This is a genomic window from Candidatus Schekmanbacteria bacterium, from assembly GCA_003695725.1.
Taxonomy (GTDB): Bacteria; Schekmanbacteria; GWA2-38-11; order GWA2-38-11; family J061; genus J061.
The window spans coordinates 1-17,834 of sequence record RFHX01000125.1; the positions used below are offsets into that span (position 1 = coordinate 1).

The following is a 17,834-nucleotide window of genomic DNA, read 5'->3' on the forward strand; positions in this document are numbered from 1 at the left end:
ATTCTCATCCATATAAAGAATTCTATATACTTGAAAACAATAATCCTCACCCTCGCACACTATTGATTCCAAAGGCAATATATTTCAAAAATGATGAAAAAATACTTGATTATATGAAAAGCAAGGATTTTGATTTTGAAAAAGAAATTCTTCTTGTTAAGGACTCATCAAAAAACAAGGAAAATAGCGGTAATAATTTTAAAATTTCATCAAATATAGGGAAAGCAGAAATCGTCGAATATAAACCCAACATGGTCAAAATTATGGCATTTACAAAAGAATCTGCCTATCTGCTTTTATGCGATACTTGGTTTGAGGGATGGGAAGCGTCAATTGACGGTAAGAAGACAGATGTTATAAGAGGTGATTATAATTTCAGGGCAGTTTACCTTCCTTCAGGGAAACATCAGGTAATCTTTTCATTTACACATCCTGGATTTTATATTGGAATCATAACTTCATTTTTAAGCTTTTCACTAATCATCGCCCTTAATTTATTTTTCAAAAAAGATGCTGATCATAAAAAATGACCGGAAAGAAAAAAGGAAAAGTACGAATTGATTCCCTTTTAACTGAAAGAGAATTCACAGAATCAAGAAATTCTGCGAAAGCCCTAATTATGGCAGGAGTTGTATTTGTAAACGGCAAACGAATCGATAAAGCAGGCGCCCTCGTCAATCCTTCAGCTGAAATCACAATCAAAGGCAATCCCTGCCCATATGTAAGCAGAGGTGGGCTAAAGCTGGAAGGAGTCTTGGATGAATTCAAATTGAGCGTAAAAGATAAAATTGCCGTTGATATTGGTGCTTCAACAGGAGGTTTTACAGACTGCCTATTGCAAAGAGGCGTAAAAAAGGTTTATGCTATCGATACAGGATACGGACAACTTCACTGGAAACTAAGAAATGATAACAGAGTAATAAATCTTGAAAAAATAAATGCACGATATCTTACGGAAGATATTATCCCTGAAAAGGCAGATTTAATAACAATAGATGTCTCTTTTATTTCAATTAAAAAAATCATACCTTCATCTTTAAAACTTATTAAAGAAAATGGTATTGTCATTGCATTGATAAAGCCCCAATTCGAAATAGGCAAAGGGATGGTTGATAAAGGTGGAGTGATAAAATCATTGGAAAAGCATAAAATAGTGCTCAAAGATATCGTTGATTTTATTTCTCAGTTGGAAGTCGATATCTTGGGACTTACTATATCCAAAATTAAAGGCCAGCAGGGTAATGTTGAGTTTTTTATTCTTCTTAAAAACAGCCAAAAGGAGTTGAAGAAAAAAAAGTTTGAATTGCTTATAAATAATGTTTTGCTAAAACTCAATGACAAGAGGGTTTGAACCTTTTCTTTTATCTCAATCCATCTTTTCTCATCTTCTCTAAAAGTGTAGTCCTGTTTAATTTCAGAAGAGATGCCGCTTTGCTTCTTACTCCATTGGCTTTTTCAAGTGCTTGCTTGATAAGGCTTTGTTCCATCTCCTTTAACACTTTATTCAAATCAATGCCTTCATCTGGAAGGACAAGAGGAAATTCCTTTTTCTTATCATCTGACTTTACCACTTGGGGAGGGAGATGTTTAGGTGTAATCAGTTTCCCATCTGATAGAGTTACGGCTCTTTCAATAGCATTTTCAAGCTCTCTCACATTTCCTGTCCACTCATAAGCGCATAAAAGATCGAGGGCTTCCTTTGTAACTTTCTTCTCCTCTTTTCCCATCTCTTTACAAATCCTTTTAAGAAAAAAATTGACGAGGAGGGGGATATCTTCCTTTCTTTCTCGTAATGGCGGAAGAAAAATTGTTATTACATTAAGGCGGTAGTAAAGATCTTCACGGAACAAGCCCTCTTTTACTCTTTTTTCCAAATCTGCATTTGTAGCAGAAATGACCCGAACATCTATCTTAATTTTTCTGTTTTCACCTATCTTTTCTATCTCTTTTTGTTGGAGCGCCCTTAAAATTTTTACCTGTAACTCTGGATCCATATTGCCTATTTCATCGAGAAAGATTGTACCACGATGTGCTAATTCAAACTTTCCCTTTCTGTCAGATGAAGCTCCTGTAAAAGCGCCTTTCGTATGGCCAAAAAATTCACTTTCCAAAAGATCCTTTGGAATAGCACTGCAATTTACAGTCACAAAGGGATAATTTCTCCTTTCACTATTGAAATGTATTGCCCTTGCAACAAGCTCCTTCCCTGTGCCGCTTTCACCTCTAATCAACACTGTGCTGTCAGTTTCAGCAACTTTTTCTATCATTTTATAAATGCCTTGCATCTTCTCCGATGTACCCACTATTTCTTCAAACTTTATTTTACCTCGTAGCTGTTTTTTCAATTCCCTATTTTCAGTGACAAGATTTTTTTCTCTAAGTGCTTTCTTTATGACAAGGCGCACTTCATCTATATTCAATGGCTTGGATAGATAGTCATATGCCCCTGCCTTCATAGCTTCTATCGCTGATTCAACAGAAGCAAAAGCAGTAAGAAGAATAACAATGATATCTGAATCAAGGGCTTTTGCTTTTTTCATTACTGCAAGCCCGTCAAAATCGGGAAGTTTTAAATCAGTGAGGAGAAGTGAAAATTTTTGTTCCTTCAAAAGCTTTATAGCAGACCTTCCGTTTTCTGCAGTCGTTATGCTATAGCCTTCTTCTTCTAAAATAGTAGCAAGGGATATTCTGCAGCTTTCGTCATCTTCGACAAGAAGGATATTTTCAGAGACCATTTCTCTATTAAGTTAATATTCAAATTATTGCTAAAAAAGAAATACGGCAGATGTATTATAGAAGAGAAGGCAAATATTTCAAGAAGAAATAAAAGGAGATAGTTAAATAAGTATTTACAATTATTCGCCTCTTTCAGACTTTTTGATTTTTTCCCTTTTAATCTTTTCTATTTCATCATCAAGGCGTGAGGACTCGCGCATATATTTCTCTTTTTCTAAATCTGCTGCCATAACAGGCGAGGCTTCCTGTCTAACAATATGAGGTGTTATAAAGACAATTATTTCAGATTTAATATTCTGTACCTTTGTAAATCTAAAAATATATCCAAGAAGAGGAATACTGCCAAGAAAAGGAATCTGATTTCTTGTTTCTTCTCTCTTATTGTTGATGAGTCCACCAATAACAATCGTACCACCGTCCTTCACTATAATATTTGTTGTAGCTTCAGTAGTCCTTTTTGACGGAAGCCCCAATACTACTTCACCATCACTTACTTCAGGATGGACTTCCATCGTGATGAAATTATCATTTGCAATTTTAGGCGTTATAACAAGCTTTGTGCCCACATCGAGAAATTCAACTGATTCAGTGGTAACCTGATTTATAGTCGTAGTCACTCTATAACCCAGTTGTGAACCTATTATTATCGATGCCTCTTTACCATCAATGGCAAGAAGTTTTGGAGATGCAATGGTTTTGACATTCGATTTCTCCGTAAGAGCTTTAAGGACAAGGTCGAAATTGTCTTTATCAAGCACATAGGAAAATCCTTCCGTCAATTTGGTAAATCCTTCAACTTTAAAAACATCATCTTTGCCTATCGATTCCCAGTCAACACCAAAAGAATCTTGGTTGTTTAGACGTGCTTCAAGAATTTTCGCTTCTATCATCACTTGTCTTGGTGCAGTATCAATCTTCTTTACGAGAGCGTCTATTGTCTTGATGTTTGAAGGTAAATCTTCAACGATTATTGATTTTTCTTCCTTGCTTATTACAGCTTTACCATATGATGTAAGCATCTTTTCTATGAGATTATAGGTTTCCTCTGTATCAGCATGGTCTATTTTATAAAATCTAATCTCTTTATCTAAAATATTAGATGACATCTCTTTGCCGATTTCACCGCCATAAACAAAAACAATATTTCCTTTCTGCGCATATGAATAACCATTTGCTTTCACAACGGCATCAAGGGCTTCCTTGAAAGTTACATCATAAAGATTAACTGATACATTTCCCTTCACCGATTTTTCGGCTACTATGTTGACTCGTCTTTTCTTGGAAAGAATTTGAAGGACATCGGCAATAGGCACATTGCTGACATTGATAGTAATAAGATCTTCATCACTTTTTAATGCAGATTCTTCACTAAAAAGAACATTTTTCTTCAATTCCTCGGAAAATGCCATGAATGAAAAAATAATGAAAAAGGAAACTGCTATTATGGATATCCTTTTAGCCATTACATATCCTAATCATTTAATTTTATTGAATAAACTTTATTTGCCTCCTCAATCATTACTTCATCAGTGCTAATTGAAACTACCCTGCATCCTTGTATTTCACCACCCTCTTCTACAACCTTGTCATTTATAATCGAATATTTTACATCTCCATCTATTACGATTCCCTGCAGTTTGAGATTGTCCAAATTTCTTTCAGCATTTTTTCCCGTATTATTCGACAAACTATATCTATCGCCATAACTATCAGATATCATTAGATAATTGAGCGCCTCTTTATTGGAAAATGGATCTCTCTCAAGAGGAAGAATCTTTTTCTCATTTGAGGTAGGAGTTTTGTATCCCTTATTATTCTGCATCTTCTCTTCAGATTTCACTTCATAATGTTCTTCTATCTTTGGCAACTTCTCAGCAGTCTTCACTGCTTCAGCTACATTCTTATTACTCTTTATCCTCATAATCCCCAATGGAATAATTCCAAAAACAATTACTGTTATCAAAAAATACTTCGTACTTTTATTTATCTGAGACATTTCCTAATTTCCTTTACCTGCTGTGAACACTTTTAGATTTATTTTTACATTGCACTGATTTGTCTCATCATTTAGTCTTTCTATTTCGACTGATTCGATTCTATTCAGTCGTGGAATTTCATTTAGATAATGGATAAATTTGTATGTTTCTTCATAACTTGCCTCTGCTTTTAAAGTTACTGGCACTTCATTATAAAGCTCTTTTTCTCTTATCTTATGCGGTTCAATTGAAGAAATTAAAAATCCTGATTTTCTTTCAATTCTTTCTAACTGCCTTATGAAATCATCAATCTTAATATTCTGAGGTAATCTCTCCTCATAAAGAGCCAGTTTTTGTCTTAATTTTTTCATTCCCATCTTCATTGAAGCAAGCTGCTCTTCTGCGGCTTCTTTTCTCAAAACCTCCTCATTTATCTTTTTTTTGCTTTCCATTATTTCAGCAATTTCTTTATAACGAGATGAATAGAAGAAGAGGCAAATGAAGATTATGATTATCGTACCTGTCAAAAAGGGAATATCTTTTTTGCAAAATCCTTTCATAAATTAAAGCTCACATTTTAATTTAAAATGAACAGCAACAAATTCTTTTTTCATCTCCCTTTCTGCCTTCTCAAGAATAATCCGTTTGAAAATTCCTTCTTCATCAAGATTTTTCATAAAATCGGCAATATCAAGATTAGAAAAGCAATAACCTTCAATTTTAATAATATAATCATAATCACTCTTGGTATATTTATCTGACAAAGAAGAGAAGAAACCGCCTGTGGCTTTAATAATATCTTTTGTTGGACGATTTTTCCCTTCGGATTTATCCTGCTCGAAATCCGAATTAGCTACCGACAAATTTTCAAGCCATATTCGTTCGCCCATATTTTCTGCTATAGTATAAAAAATGGATGCCCAAGAGATATTCTTCTCAAGAGATGACAATGCGCTTTCTTTTTCTTTTAAACTTTTTTGTTCATCAATGAGTTTTTGAAGTTCAGATTCTGTTTCTTTAAGTTTCTCCTCAACATTACTTTTTTCCAAAATCTTAAACCTTTCTCTTTGTATTTTGACTTCGAGATTTAAATATAATGGCAGGTAAAGAATCAAAAAAATTGATATTACTGTGAACCAGAATCGATATCTTCTTCTTTTTTCATTTCTTGATATTTCTTCTAAAGGAAGAAAATTGACTTCTCTTTTCACGATTCTTCACCTCTCAAAGCAAGTCCATAAGCAACAGCAAATTCAGTTAACTTTCTTTCACCTTTATCGCTGCTGTTATTTTCTTCATTGGGGCACCAAATACTTACATCGATCTGAAACCTTTGATGAAAATATTGTGACAAATTCTTGATTTTGGCACCTCCACCGCATAAGATAAAACTCGAAGGCTTTACTCCCCGTAATTCTGCACTGCAATATCTGAATATCTCTTCAATCCCTGATGAAAGCTTTTCTAAATCATCTTTGATTATATCCTTAATCAATGATGGAATATCATTTTCTCTAATTGCTTCTATATCATTTAAAAAAGAAAGGGATGTGGATTTCTCACCTATTCCGTAGTCAAACAAGTATCTTTGAGAATCTTCATTGGAAACTTCAAGTTCCTTTTCAATTGATTTCACAAAATGATTACTGCCTACTGGAATTGTCCTGTGTAAAACAAAATTATCGTTATTATATACAACTGCCCTACTTTTATTGAATCCGATATCTATGACAGCCAACGGCGATTTTTCCCTCTTCCCTATCTTTTTAATAGCTCTAAAAAGAGCAAAGGGTAGTAAATCTACTGCGACACAATTGAGCTTTGCCTCTTTCAACACATTAATATAATTTTGCACTACGCGTTTCCTTGCTGACATCATCAAAATCTTTCTTCTCTTCCCGCCTCCAAATGCTGTTTCTCCCATATCTATATAATCAACTACTGCCTCTTCTTTGGGATAAGGCAAAGAAGAAATTTCTTTTTCAAGAATTTGCTCTATAGATTTTTCTTCATCAGAATCCAAAATCAATTGACGGAAATCTACATCATGGGAAGGAAGAGAAATGACAGCATCTTTTCCAACAAATTTTTCTTTTTTCAAGACTTCCTTTATATAGGGCTTAAATATTATTATTCTTTCCTCTTCTGAATTCACTGATATCTCTTCCTTGATTTTAGCATCTGCATAAACAATCTTTTCTTTATCGCCCTTCTTTAAAATCTGAGAAACTTTAAGCGATGTTGTCCCCATATCAATACCAATGGGGGAATGCTTTAATTTCCTGAAAAAATATCCTGACATCAATCTCCCTTAATTTATGGTAATTACCCTTATTCTATTGTTTGCTGTATCAACTATAAAAATGCTCCCTTCATTGTTGCCATCAAGGGTATGAGGTGAGGAAAATTTGGCATATTTAGGAGGACCTCCATCTCCTGCAAATCCTCCATGAGTAGGTATGCCCGCATAGGTTGAAATAATTCCTGTGGTAGGGTCAACAACTCTAATGCATTGATTTCCTGTATCTGCAATAAGCATATATCCCTCACTGCTAAACCATATCCCTGATGGTGTTTTTATTTTAGCCGCAACTGCCGGACCTCCATCTCCTGAATAACCGCCACTGCCGATGCCTGCCACTGTAGTAATAATACCCGTAGTTAAATCGACTTTTCTTATCCTATTATTAGAAGAATCAGCAATATATAGGTTTCCAGTCGAATCAAGAGCAATTCCTGAAGGGTCCTTAAGCTTTGCAGATATTGCAGGCCCTCCATCTCCTGAATAACCGGCATTGCCTGTGCCTGCTATAGTATCTATAATTCCAGTTACCGCATCTATCTTTTTTATCTTGTCATTTTGAATATCTGCAAAATAGATATTCCCTGCTGAATCAAGGATTATATCGACAGGTTGGTCAATTTTTGCCAATGTTGCCACCTCTCCGTCATCATCGCCAGGACTTCCTGTGCCTGCTATGGTTGTTATAATCCCTGAAGAATCTACCTTTCTAATGCGATGATTCATTGTGTCACAGATGTATATATTACCTGAATTATCAACATATACACCTTCGACTTTATTGAGCATTGCTGAAACTGCTGGAATACCATCTCCGTTGTAACCGGCTGTGCCTGTACCTGCCACAGTTACTATTTTTCCAGTCGTCTTTGAAACCATTCTTACCCGATGCTGTTTTTGCACAGCAATATAAATATTGCCTGCCAAATCACATGAAACATCTGTTGGCGTATCCAATCCTGCATCGACTGCAGGAATTCCTTCGCCATTGTAGGTGTTGCTGCCATTTCCAGCATATGTCTTTATTATCCATCGTATGTATGCATGAGTAATTATCTCCGACGATGCACCATTGAATATGCCAGTTGCCTTAATAAAAACAGATTCATTGTAAAGAGCTTTATTTATCGTATACTTAAAACTTCCTTCTTCAAAATTCTCGGTAAAGACAATGCCATTGTTGGCATCGGCAAAGAATGGTTTTCTGAGCATTAACCACAGAGCTTTTCTAAGTCCTGCTTCAGCATAATAATATGATTTTGATGCATCTTCCAAAGATTCTTGTGATTCCGACTCCATTGTGCTTATGTAAACATAACTCATAGATAGCAGAGAAATCGTAAGAAGCATAATCAGAAGCGCTGCATATGCAATTCCTCTGTCATTGTTAATCTTCATCTATTTCTTTCTCCATCCTTCTCTTCGAGATTTCGTGGATAAACCTGTTCGAAGAAATTTAGGACATTCCCTTTCTTATCTTTAACCTGCATTTTTATGACTAAAAGCGGTTCTCCCTGCAAAAGAGGCTGATAGCTCACATTAAAGCCTTGAACTCCTGATGCAATTTCCCTTGTGATTACATCTGCTGTAATAGAATCAATTTTCTTTTCTATAAGCGTATTATTATTCGAATCTATGTAATATATGAGTGGATCAGGAGGATCTTCATCCTGATTTCCATCTTCGTCATCGTCAGCAGGAACACCTTCGTCAATGTTTCCATCGTCGTCATCGTCGAAAAGATATATGCCTGAAAAGCCGTCTTCATTCATATCTGCCGATAAGTCCTCGTCTATAAAGCCGTCTCCATCATCATCAACACCATTACATTGCTCTTCATTTACAGCTCCTTGCTCATCATCATTCTTTAAATTTCTTTCATCTATCAAACCATTTCCATTATCATCATATAGTATAATCCCAGATTCACCATCAGATGTCATATCCTCTCCTACATCTTCATCTATTCTTCCGTCTCCATCATTGTCGATACCTGCAGATATTGCAAGAATGTCTCTGTTCCTATTTGAAGGGGTTAAACCTCCTGTAGGAATTAAAAGGAATTTGCTTTTTCTTATGTTAGAAACGATTATCTCCATAGCATATGCTGCGCGGCGAAAGAGATAATTCTCCTCTTGATATTCTGTATAAGCGTCAATGGATGAAATAAAAAGTGCTGAAGCCGTCAAGGCAAAGATAGAAATGATAGTTATGCTTATTATAAGCTCAAGAAGAGTAAGCCCTTTTTTTGATTCAACTGTTGATCTATAATAGCAGCCATTTCTTTCCAAAAAAAATCCCTCACCGTTTCATTGTAACAAGGTTTTTTGAATCGATTACTATCGACTGTAGTTTTATACTATCAACAGTTACAATAACTTTACGGGCGTCATTTTCAGGTATAGAGTCTCCGTCTAAATCGCAGGGGAGGACACTCCAAGTCCTTGTAATTACTTCTCCTTGGATTGACACTGTATCTGTCCCGCTTGTAAGGTTGGAAAAATCGACAGCATTGATAACCTCCATCATCCCTCTTGCATAGCTAAGCTTTTCCATCTCTTTACGCGCCTCATCAGACGATTTAAATCCCATAGAAAAGGCATAAGATATGGATAAAGCAACAATGGCAAGTATAGTAATGGAAAGAAGTGATTCAAGAAGGGTAAAACCGCTTTTTTTTTTCATAATCTCAATTCAAAAAAGATTACTGAATTTTTATATTGCCCGTTGAAACATCGATAATGATTACTTTCTTTTTTCCGCCATATCGAATTTCAATAATGCCTCCATTTACTGTACCATCAGGATTGAAATTTAAAGAGTTTCCACCTCCGTTAATTACAACTTGATATAAATCGACATCTTCAAGATTAAATTTATCAGTAAATGTAATAAGAAAATCATCTTTTCGGAGAGGATGTTTTATATAAGCGCCCTCTTGCTCAAGTGAATATCTGTTGTTCGCAGAATCAAAAACAACATTAACTATTTTGCCTGTTTTTAATGCATAGCTTCTTGCATAATTGATATCTGATGCAATCCTCCTTGCAGCTGAATCTAAAGAAAAGTTGGTCGAAGAATCATCTAAAAAAGCAATGCCTGCTCCTACAATGATGGCAATAATCGTAATTACAAGAATTATTTCAATTAATGTAAACCCTTTAATCTTTCTATCTCTCTGTGCCATTTAAGATTTTCCAATGCAAAAAGATGAAAAATCAATGAGTTATCGTTAAAGATTTTCTGCATTTTAAGGAATATGATTTCTGGAAAATTTGGATATCAACAAAGAGTATATTTCACTTTCATTTAACATCATAGAACAAAGGGCAAAAAAAAAAGAGGGACTTTTTTGAAAGCCCCTCTTTTTGGCATATCTTTTACCAAGTATCGTAGCCCGAACTGTTGGCAATAAATTGTCCTGTCACTGAACTATATTTCCACCCTTTTGTAGGATTTGCATCAGCGGAAATCGCCGAAGCAGAAGTTGTTACATTAACCCCATCTTTAGCAGCTGAAGCGGTCGATTCAGCAAGCTGATTCTCAGGAATTCTATCTCTAAGATAAGGTCCATAAGGATAATTTGCTCTATCAAGAGTAGGCGATGTTTTCCCATTTTTATCAGAATATAAAGTAAGCTGAGCAACAAAAGATGCTTCAGGATCTGCAGGGGCTCCGCTTCCTGTGGTATGTTCAACGGCACCCGGATAAGTGCTGTTATGCTCATGATAATAACGCTCGATTGCCCCTCTGATTGTGGCTAAGTCGCCTTTCAAAGTTGATTCTCTTGCATCCTTCGATGCATCTGTAAATTGAGGAATTGCAAGAGCAGCCAAGATTCCAAGGACGATTACCACAAGCAGAAGCTCAATCAGGGTAAATCCTTCTTTTCTTTTCAGATGTTGTATCATACTTTCTACCTCCTTGTAATTAGTTTTCTTGATGATTTCATCTTCCTATTGTGGAAGACATCTTAAATATGGGAAGTATAATCGATACTGCTATAAATCCCACAATAGCGCCCATTAAAACTATTAATGTCGGTTCAATCAAAGTCGTTATCCTTTTAATTGTCCTTTCGGTTTCTTCGTCATAAAAGTCAGCCATCCTTGACATAACTTTTCCCAGAGCGCCAGATTCTTCACCAACTACAACCATTTGTCGGACAGAAGGAGGCATAAGTTTAGAATTTTCATAAGAGAGGGACAATTTTTTTCCATTTTTGACATTATCTTCCATTTCATTCATAAAGTCATAAAAGGGTTTATTGTCCATTGTGCTTTTTGTAACCTCTATAGTCTCAAGAAGAGGAATGCCGGCATCGAGCAATACACCCATCAATCTCATCATTCGTGCTATATAAACATTCGTAAATAATCGTCCTACAATGGGAAATTGAAGCTTCAAAGAATCGATATATGACCTGAATTCATCCTTTTGAAGAAGATAATAGCCTGCACAAAGAAGTATCAATAGAAATGTGAGAATAAAAAACCAATAATTATTCAGCAAATATGACAGTTCAAGAAGTATTTTCGTAGGTGTTGGAAGAAGGTCTTCATTGCCTTGGAAAATTTTCACGAATCTTGGCAACACAAAGGATAAAACAAATATAACAACACCGAAGCAAAAAAGGAGAAGAATAAAGGGATATGTTGTGGCTGATTTTAAATTCGAAACCATCTTCTCCCAGCTTTCTTGAAAAGCTGCAAGCCGCTTTAGCATTTCATTTAAAACGCCTCCGCTTTCACCAACTTTTATCATACTGACAAACAAAGGAGAAAAACAGGAGGGATGTTTTTTCATTGCGCTGGAAAGCCGCTGTCCTTCTTCAACATCTGATATGATTTCCTTCAATGTTTTTTTCAATTCTTCATTTTCCATTTCCTCTGAAATTGCTTTAAGTGAAGGCACAAGTCCGCTATCCATCTCAAGCATCAGGTGAAGTTGATTTGTAAATAAGATAAGCTCCTTTAAGGTTACCTTTTTCCGTTTGAAGTCCGTATTCAATACCTTTTCAAAAAAAACCTTTAACGCCGGAAGTGATAATATATTTTCTTCTGTTTTCATTGTCTTATCTAATTTTTAACTTGCTCTTTTTAAAACTGTTTCGTCCTCTTCCGCATAAATTACCCTAGTTACCTCCTCCAAAGAGGTAATGCGCTCTCTTATCAATCTTAAACCTTCTTCTCTAAGACTTTTAAATCCCGATTTCTTTCTTAAAGCAATCAATTCGTCAATTGTTGGATTTCTTGCAATCAAAGCTCTTGCCTCCTCAGAGACTTCAAAAAGCTCATATATTCCTATCCTTCCCTTAAAACCTGAATCAAAACATTCAGGACATCCTTTGCCTTTTACCAAGGTTGCATGCTCGGTATTATCCCATCCAATTCTGTCGAGCAATGCTTTAGAGGGGATATATGTTGTCTTGCAGCTTGGACAAACCTTTCTCACAAGCCGCTGGGCAACAGAGCCAATAACAGCCGATGCGACAAGATATGGTTCAATATCCATCTCAAGAAGTCTTGTAATCGCACCACAGCTGTCATTGGTGTGTAAAGTAGATATAACGAGATGTCCTGTTAAAGCCGCTTGAATAGCTACTTCAGCTGTCTCCCTGTCCCTAATTTCTCCAACCATAATAATATCAGGATCGAGGCGAAGGACAGATTTTAATATCTTTGCAAATGTCAATCCTATTTTTTCATTCACTTGAATCTGGTTCACTATTTCAAATTGGAACTCCACTGGGTCCTCAATTGTAATAAAGTTCTTTTCAAGAGTAAGAAGATGGTTTATGGCGGCATATAATGTTGTAGTTTTCCCGCTTCCTGTTGGTCCTGTTACAAGAATAAGCCCGTTGCTGCGCTTCAACATATTTTTGAAAGCCGTGCCAACTTCAAGAGGGAATCCCAATTTATCTAAATTAAATTCAATACTGTTTTTATCAAGAATTCTCATAACAATTGCCTCACCGCTTATCGTAGGCATTGAAGAAACTCTTAGATCCACATCCTTGCCATCTGATAAGATATGTATACGTCCCTCCTGAGGCAGTCTTCTCTCAGCAATGTCAAGTTTAGCCATAACTTTTACTCTTGAAATTATAGCTGGAAGAATCTCCTTTTTACTGCTCATAACTTCATGCATAATACCATCAATTCTGTATCGTACTCTAAATTTATCAATATCCGGCTCAATATGAATATCACTTGCTCCATCGCGAATGGCATTCATTATGATGAGGTTAACTAAATTTATTACAGGACTTCCTTCGGCAAGCTCCCTAAGCTCCTCTTTCTCCTTATCATCACCTTCTTCAACAACTTGAACATCGATCTCTTCCAATGAATCAAGGAAGTGTTCTTTTGAAACATTATCTGAGTAATATTCTTCAATAAAATTCTGTATGTCTGAAACACGGCAAAGGACGGGGAGAACTTTGCAGTTTGTCGTTTTTTCAATATCCTCAATCACATAAACGGCATAGGGGTCAGTCATTGCAAGAGTCAATTCGTTTCGCACCTTGAACATTGGAATAACTTGATAAAGCATCGCCTTTTCTTTAGGGACAATATTTACAATTTTTGGGTCTATAAGCCCTGTTCTCAGCCATACATGAGGAATCCCTGACTGCTCGCTTAAAATCTCCGTTAGACGCTCATTCGTTATAAAATTCATATCTACCAGTATCTGGCCAAGCCGTAGTCCGCTTTGTCTTTGTTTTGCAAGCGCCTGATTAAGTTGGTCAGGAGAGATGATACCCTGTGATACAAGCATATCACCCAGCATCGATTCTTTCCTTTTTGGCTTCATATGAAACTCCGTTTTGCACTTTCTATATCAGAATAAATATCAAGCTGAGTAGCCAACCTTGTTGTACGAAAAATATCTTCACAGATATGACTAGGATTTGCTATCTTGAGTGCAGCTCCTCTTTTTTGGCTCTCTTCAATCAAATCAAGAATCACTTCCAGACCTTTGCTTTCAATGAAATTAACAGAATTCATTTCAAGAACAATTTTGTCATAACCTTCATCAAAAGCATTCATAACTGCTTGTCTCAAACTTTCAACAACTTCATTTGCTATAGCCTCATCTATCCAGAGAATAAGATATTGGCCATGAATACTTTTCTTGATTACATTTTTAATTTCCGCCATAAATTTACATTATCCAGTTAAAGTAAGAAGTTAGTGCACATCGCTGAATTTCAATTCTTTTCTATTGATTCCACTAAGCACATTGTTCAAATTCTTGAAAAAAATATCGACTATATGCGAGTCAAGTTGAGACCCCGATGATCTTTTTATTTCTTCAAGTATTTCATTAAGGGACAATCTTTTTCTATAAGGCCGATCGCTATTAAGAGCATCAAAGGTATCAGCAACAGCAATTATTCTTGATATCAAAGGAATCTCTTCTCCTTTGAGTCCATTAGGATATCCTTTCCCGTCTATCCTTTCATGGTGATGAAGTATTCCTTTAGCTACATTTTTAAATTCAACAATATGTGATATAAGGTTGGCACCAACTATGGGGTGTGTTTTGATTATCTCATATTCCTCTTTTGTTAACTTTCCCGGTTTTTTTACAATTTCGCTTGGAATATTGATTTTTCCAAGATCATGAATAATCGATGCCCACTTGAGGTCAAACATTGCATCTTTTCCAAGATTCATTGCTTTGCCAATATGAATCGATATTTCATAAACTCTTTTTGAATGCCCTTCAGTATAATCATCTTTACTTTCAATTATATTCAAAAGCATTCGAATAATGTTAAATAATAAATTTTGTATTTGTTGATAGAGCTCTCCATTCTTAATTACATTTGCCATACTCTTTGCAATTGTTTCCAGAAGTTTCAGATGGTCATTTAGAAAAAAATCTTCTGAGCTCTTTTTGAAGAAATTCAATGTGCCAAAATTTTTCGTACCGCTCATAATGGGAATGACCAACACATTCATATCTTCAGAAGAAAAACCCCTTAAATTACTATATTTGCCTAATTGGTTGATTATTAAAGGTAGAGATTTATCACCTCTCATTTTATCAATTTCTTTGCATATCTTTTTTAACTTTGTTTCTTTTATAATTTCTTCAATATGCGCCAATGGATTATTCAAATAGATGACTTGATTCTCAACTCCCTTTGTATTCCAAACAACAAAATGCGGATTTATTAGTTCGATTGATTTCCTGACTATGTATTCAATTGATTCATCTTTTGAATTGTTCATATCAATATTGTCTGCAATATCATATATTAAGGAAAGTTCTTCAAATTTGAGGGAAAGGTCTTCTGTAAGGTTTTGGACTTCATAATTCTGATATATATTCTCAGCTATCAAGTTGGACATTGTCTGCACAAATGCAAAAATTCTTTTCCTTTCCTCCAGAGATGATTTTTTGCCAAACTTCAGTGCACAAAAAACCCCTATTTTGCTCCCTTTTAAACTTTCAAAGGATGTCAGATAGATATTTGCTGAAGTTTCACTTTTAAAATAAAAAAATCTTTTTTTATTTTTTACCAAAACTTCCTTTGCAAGATGCTGAATTTTACATTTGATGCTTTTTGCCGAGAAGTCATCTATTTTTTTCTCTTCGAAGGATTTGGGAAACTTATCAAGAAGGAATTCTCCGTTGTTGTCCAAGAGGATTATATGGAGGTCTGCAAAAGAAAAAATATTTTTACATAAGATATCGATTTTGGATAAAACATAACTCTTTTTGAAAAAATCTCTAATTTCAGGCATATATCATTCTCAAATTTGAGAACCTTCTATCTTTTTTTCATCTGAAAAATAGTCCATTACAACCGACAGAAGATAACGAGGACTGAATGGTTTAGGAACGAAGATAGTGTCCTTTATTGATTCAATTTCTTTCTTCTCAGACATAGATGTGAGAGAAGCATAAGAAGAAAGCATTATAAGAAGAAAATCTCTTTCTTTCTTAATCTCTTTACATTCTCTACATAGTTCAAATCCTGTCATTTCAGGCATCTTATTGTCAGTTATTACAACATTTGGTTTTTCTTTCTTAATCAACTCTAAAGCTTCTCTGCCATTCTGAGCTGTAATTACTGAAAAGCCGCTCTTTTTAAACTTTAGTTCAAGGACATTCAATATGGATACCTCATCATCAGCAATCAAAAGCTTTTTTTGTTTCATATTTTTTTCCTTTTAATAAAACTTTCTCCCCGTACCTTAGGTAAGGTAATTTTAAATGAGCTTCCTTCGCCTATTTTACTTTCCACAAAAATTTCGCCTCCATGAAGATATACTATCTGCTTTACTACTGACAATCCCAAGCCATGTCCTGTACAGGCTCGTACTTCCTTGCGGTTTGAACGATAAAATTTCTCAAATATGTGAGGTAAATCTTCCTCGGCAATGCCTATACCTGTGTCTCTTATTGTGATTACTACATTGTTTTCATTTTCTTCACCTTCAATAAAAATTGAGCCTCCCCTTTGCGTATATTTTATTGCATTACCGGCAATATTATTGATTGCCATCTGAATAAGACGCTTGTCTAACTCAACAGATGCTGATAGCTTTTCGGGAATGTCCTTATAGAGTTTAATCCCTTTCTTAGCCGCTTGTGGCTCAATCATCAAATAGGCATCCTCTAAAAGCTTTTTAAGTTTAACTTGAGACTTTTCAATTACCGTACTTCCAACTTCTATTTTGGAAATATTTAGAAGGTTGTTTATCAAATCACCCAGTCTATCAACCTCATCGATTATACTGTTTAAAAATTCAATCCTCATATCCTTGTCTTCAACTTCATCGTCAAGTATCATCTCTGCTTTTGCTTTGATCGATGTCAATGGTGTCCTTAATTCATGGGAAACACTCGATACAAAATCATTTCTCATCTGATCAGCCATTGCTTGTTGAGTATTATCTATTAAAATCAAAGCTTTACCTAAGGCTTTGTTATTATCATTCCTGACAGTTTCATATACAGCTTTGAAGACTCGCTCATTCTTAAGCCCATTATCAGACAAAAAGATGTCATACTTGATTTCTCTCTTTTCAGAATTTCTTTTTTCCTTTAAAAAATTTACTACTCCATCATATTTTTCCAATACATCGACAATATTCTTGCCGCAGTTATCCTTTCTCGAAATACGAAAAAGGCTCTCAGCATAACTGTTGATATAGAGAATATTTCCTGACAAATTCGTTACAATCAAGGCTTCAGGCAGACAATCGAGGACAGACTGAAGTTTTTTCCTCTCATATTTCATCAAAGTTAAAGCCGTTTCAAGCTCCTTTTTATCCCCTACAAGCTTAGTTTTTGTTTCGTTGAAAGTTGATAGAGCTTCATTAATGCGCTCAACGAGAATGTCTATTTCCTCACCACTGGAGGTATTGGCAGTAGAGGTAACCCGATTTTCAAAAGAATTAACTTTTTTTAAGTTATTATGTAAATTCTTTATTGGCTTGATTATATTTTGAAAGAAATAATATTGAATAAATGAAAGTGCTGAAACGAGCAAAAGCACTAAAACAATATCCTTGAGATATACAATTCGCTCATTGTCCTTGTAGGCATTAAATGTCATTACAATTAATGTAATCAATGTAATTACAAGTAAAGAAAGAATAATAATCTTCCCCCTTTTTCCCATATAGGAAAATAATGGAATCTCCTTCAAAGTCTTGGCTTCATTCTGCATATATCCGCACCATTTATAGTTGGAAAAAGATGATTTCTATTTCGTCACAATCAGGGAAGGTATTAATTTTTTATCTTAAAAAATTTTACTCATCGAAGAATTCAAAGAACTATTTTCTGCCAAAGAA

Annotated in this window: 19 protein-coding genes; 2 read left to right on the forward strand and 17 right to left on the reverse strand. The window is 35.1% G+C overall.

Annotated features, from left to right (window positions below; translation table 11 throughout):
* A partial coding sequence (locus tag D6734_05045; protein RMF95709.1) for a hypothetical protein occupies positions 1-530 on the forward strand: 530 nt, incomplete at its 5' end.
* Entirely contained in the window at positions 527-1,351 is an 825-nt protein-coding gene (locus D6734_05050; GenBank protein RMF95710.1) for a TlyA family RNA methyltransferase, read from the forward strand. The genes D6734_05045 and D6734_05050, both read left to right, overlap by 4 nt.
* A 10-nt stretch (positions 1,352-1,361) precedes the next feature.
* On the opposite strand, the gene D6734_05055 is transcribed toward D6734_05050, so the two are convergent.
* The 17 genes from D6734_05055 to D6734_05135 form a co-directional block, all read right to left on the reverse strand.
* Positions 1,362-2,735 carry a sigma-54-dependent Fis family transcriptional regulator gene (locus D6734_05055; protein RMF95711.1) on the reverse strand — a complete coding sequence of 458 codons (1,374 nt, stop codon included), beginning with the start codon at positions 2,733-2,735 and terminating at the stop codon, positions 1,362-1,364.
* A 120-nt stretch (positions 2,736-2,855) separates the two neighbouring features.
* Positions 2,856-4,199 (reverse strand): hypothetical protein, encoded by a 1,344-nt coding sequence (locus tag D6734_05060; GenBank protein ID RMF95712.1) that lies wholly within the window; start codon positions 4,197-4,199, stop codon positions 2,856-2,858.
* 8 nt (positions 4,200-4,207) lie between these two features.
* The gene (locus tag D6734_05065) at positions 4,208-4,732 is read right to left on the reverse strand and encodes a hypothetical protein (protein RMF95713.1); all 525 of its coding nucleotides are present in this window, start codon (positions 4,730-4,732) and stop codon (positions 4,208-4,210) included.
* A gap of 3 nt (positions 4,733-4,735) precedes the next feature.
* On the reverse strand, positions 4,736-5,272 hold the full coding sequence (locus D6734_05070) for a hypothetical protein (GenBank protein ID RMF95714.1): 537 nt from the start codon (positions 5,270-5,272) through the stop codon (positions 4,736-4,738).
* A 3-nt stretch (positions 5,273-5,275) separates the two neighbouring features.
* Positions 5,276-5,923, reverse strand: coding sequence for a hypothetical protein (locus D6734_05075; GenBank protein RMF95715.1), 648 nt, complete (start codon positions 5,921-5,923; stop codon positions 5,276-5,278).
* The gene (locus D6734_05080; GenBank protein ID RMF95716.1) at positions 5,920-7,014 is read right to left on the reverse strand and encodes a hypothetical protein; all 1,095 of its coding nucleotides are present in this window, start codon (positions 7,012-7,014) and stop codon (positions 5,920-5,922) included. The genes D6734_05075 and D6734_05080 overlap by 4 nt, the downstream gene beginning before the upstream one ends.
* Before the next feature lie 9 nt (positions 7,015-7,023).
* Positions 7,024-8,412 (reverse strand): hypothetical protein, encoded by a 1,389-nt coding sequence (locus tag D6734_05085; protein ID RMF95717.1) that lies wholly within the window; start codon positions 8,410-8,412, stop codon positions 7,024-7,026.
* Positions 8,409-9,305: a prepilin-type N-terminal cleavage/methylation domain-containing protein gene (locus D6734_05090; GenBank protein ID RMF95718.1), complete on the reverse strand. Its 897-nt coding sequence runs from the start codon at positions 9,303-9,305 to the stop codon at positions 8,409-8,411. Before D6734_05090 ends, D6734_05085 begins: the two co-directional genes overlap by 4 nt.
* Before the next feature lie 10 nt (positions 9,306-9,315).
* Positions 9,316-9,699: a prepilin-type N-terminal cleavage/methylation domain-containing protein gene (locus D6734_05095; protein RMF95719.1), complete on the reverse strand. Its 384-nt coding sequence runs from the start codon at positions 9,697-9,699 to the stop codon at positions 9,316-9,318.
* A gap of 19 nt (positions 9,700-9,718) precedes the next feature.
* Positions 9,719-10,201 carry a prepilin-type N-terminal cleavage/methylation domain-containing protein gene (locus tag D6734_05100; GenBank protein RMF95720.1) on the reverse strand — a complete coding sequence of 161 codons (483 nt, stop codon included), beginning with the start codon at positions 10,199-10,201 and terminating at the stop codon, positions 9,719-9,721.
* Positions 10,202-10,394: 193 nt separating this feature from the next.
* Positions 10,395-10,925 carry a prepilin-type N-terminal cleavage/methylation domain-containing protein gene (locus tag D6734_05105; protein RMF95721.1) on the reverse strand — a complete coding sequence of 177 codons (531 nt, stop codon included), beginning with the start codon at positions 10,923-10,925 and terminating at the stop codon, positions 10,395-10,397.
* Between the two features lie 37 nt (positions 10,926-10,962).
* Positions 10,963-12,084, reverse strand: coding sequence for a type II secretion system F family protein (locus D6734_05110; GenBank protein ID RMF95722.1), 1,122 nt, complete (start codon positions 12,082-12,084; stop codon positions 10,963-10,965).
* A 15-nt stretch (positions 12,085-12,099) separates the two neighbouring features.
* Complete coding sequence (locus D6734_05115) at positions 12,100-13,830, reverse strand: type II secretion system protein GspE (protein RMF95723.1); 1,731 nt, start codon at positions 13,828-13,830, stop codon at positions 12,100-12,102.
* Positions 13,827-14,177 carry an anti-sigma factor antagonist gene (locus tag D6734_05120; GenBank protein ID RMF95724.1) on the reverse strand — a complete coding sequence of 117 codons (351 nt, stop codon included), beginning with the start codon at positions 14,175-14,177 and terminating at the stop codon, positions 13,827-13,829. The genes D6734_05115 and D6734_05120 overlap by 4 nt, the downstream gene beginning before the upstream one ends.
* Before the next feature lie 30 nt (positions 14,178-14,207).
* Entirely contained in the window at positions 14,208-15,773 is a 1,566-nt protein-coding gene (locus tag D6734_05125; protein ID RMF95725.1) for an HD domain-containing protein, read from the reverse strand.
* Between the two features lie 9 nt (positions 15,774-15,782).
* Entirely contained in the window at positions 15,783-16,190 is a 408-nt protein-coding gene (locus D6734_05130) for a response regulator (GenBank protein ID RMF95726.1), read from the reverse strand.
* A complete protein-coding gene (locus tag D6734_05135; protein RMF95727.1) occupies positions 16,187-17,707 on the reverse strand; it encodes a PAS domain-containing protein in 1,521 nt (506 codons plus the stop codon). Before D6734_05135 ends, D6734_05130 begins: the two co-directional genes overlap by 4 nt.
* Positions 17,708-17,834: the final 127 nt, after the last annotated feature.

Bases quoted from the DNA above. Each gene is read 5' to 3' on its own strand.
- D6734_05050 (RMF95710.1), top strand. From the start codon at position 527: ATGACCGGAAAGAAAAAAGGAAAAGTACGAATTGATTCCCTTTTAACT.
- D6734_05055 (RMF95711.1), bottom strand. From the start codon at position 2,735: ATGGTCTCTGAAAATATCCTTCTTGTCGAAGATGACGAAAGCTGCAGA.
- D6734_05060 (RMF95712.1), bottom strand. From the start codon at position 4,199: ATGGCTAAAAGGATATCCATAATAGCAGTTTCCTTTTTCATTATTTTT.
- D6734_05065 (RMF95713.1), bottom strand. From the start codon at position 4,732: ATGTCTCAGATAAATAAAAGTACGAAGTATTTTTTGATAACAGTAATT.
- D6734_05070 (RMF95714.1), bottom strand. From the start codon at position 5,272: ATGAAAGGATTTTGCAAAAAAGATATTCCCTTTTTGACAGGTACGATA.
- D6734_05080 (RMF95716.1), bottom strand. From the start codon at position 7,014: ATGTCAGGATATTTTTTCAGGAAATTAAAGCATTCCCCCATTGGTATT.
- D6734_05085 (RMF95717.1), bottom strand. From the start codon at position 8,412: ATGAAGATTAACAATGACAGAGGAATTGCATATGCAGCGCTTCTGATT.
- D6734_05095 (RMF95719.1), bottom strand. From the start codon at position 9,699: ATGAAAAAAAAAAGCGGTTTTACCCTTCTTGAATCACTTCTTTCCATT.
- D6734_05100 (RMF95720.1), bottom strand. From the start codon at position 10,201: ATGGCACAGAGAGATAGAAAGATTAAAGGGTTTACATTAATTGAAATA.
- D6734_05105 (RMF95721.1), bottom strand. From the start codon at position 10,925: ATGATACAACATCTGAAAAGAAAAGAAGGATTTACCCTGATTGAGCTT.
- D6734_05110 (RMF95722.1), bottom strand. From the start codon at position 12,084: ATGAAAACAGAAGAAAATATATTATCACTTCCGGCGTTAAAGGTTTTT.
- D6734_05115 (RMF95723.1), bottom strand. From the start codon at position 13,830: ATGAAGCCAAAAAGGAAAGAATCGATGCTGGGTGATATGCTTGTATCA.
- D6734_05120 (RMF95724.1), bottom strand. From the start codon at position 14,177: ATGGCGGAAATTAAAAATGTAATCAAGAAAAGTATTCATGGCCAATAT.
- D6734_05125 (RMF95725.1), bottom strand. From the start codon at position 15,773: ATGCCTGAAATTAGAGATTTTTTCAAAAAGAGTTATGTTTTATCCAAA.
- D6734_05130 (RMF95726.1), bottom strand. From the start codon at position 16,190: ATGAAACAAAAAAAGCTTTTGATTGCTGATGATGAGGTATCCATATTG.
- D6734_05135 (RMF95727.1), bottom strand. From the start codon at position 17,707: ATGCAGAATGAAGCCAAGACTTTGAAGGAGATTCCATTATTTTCCTAT.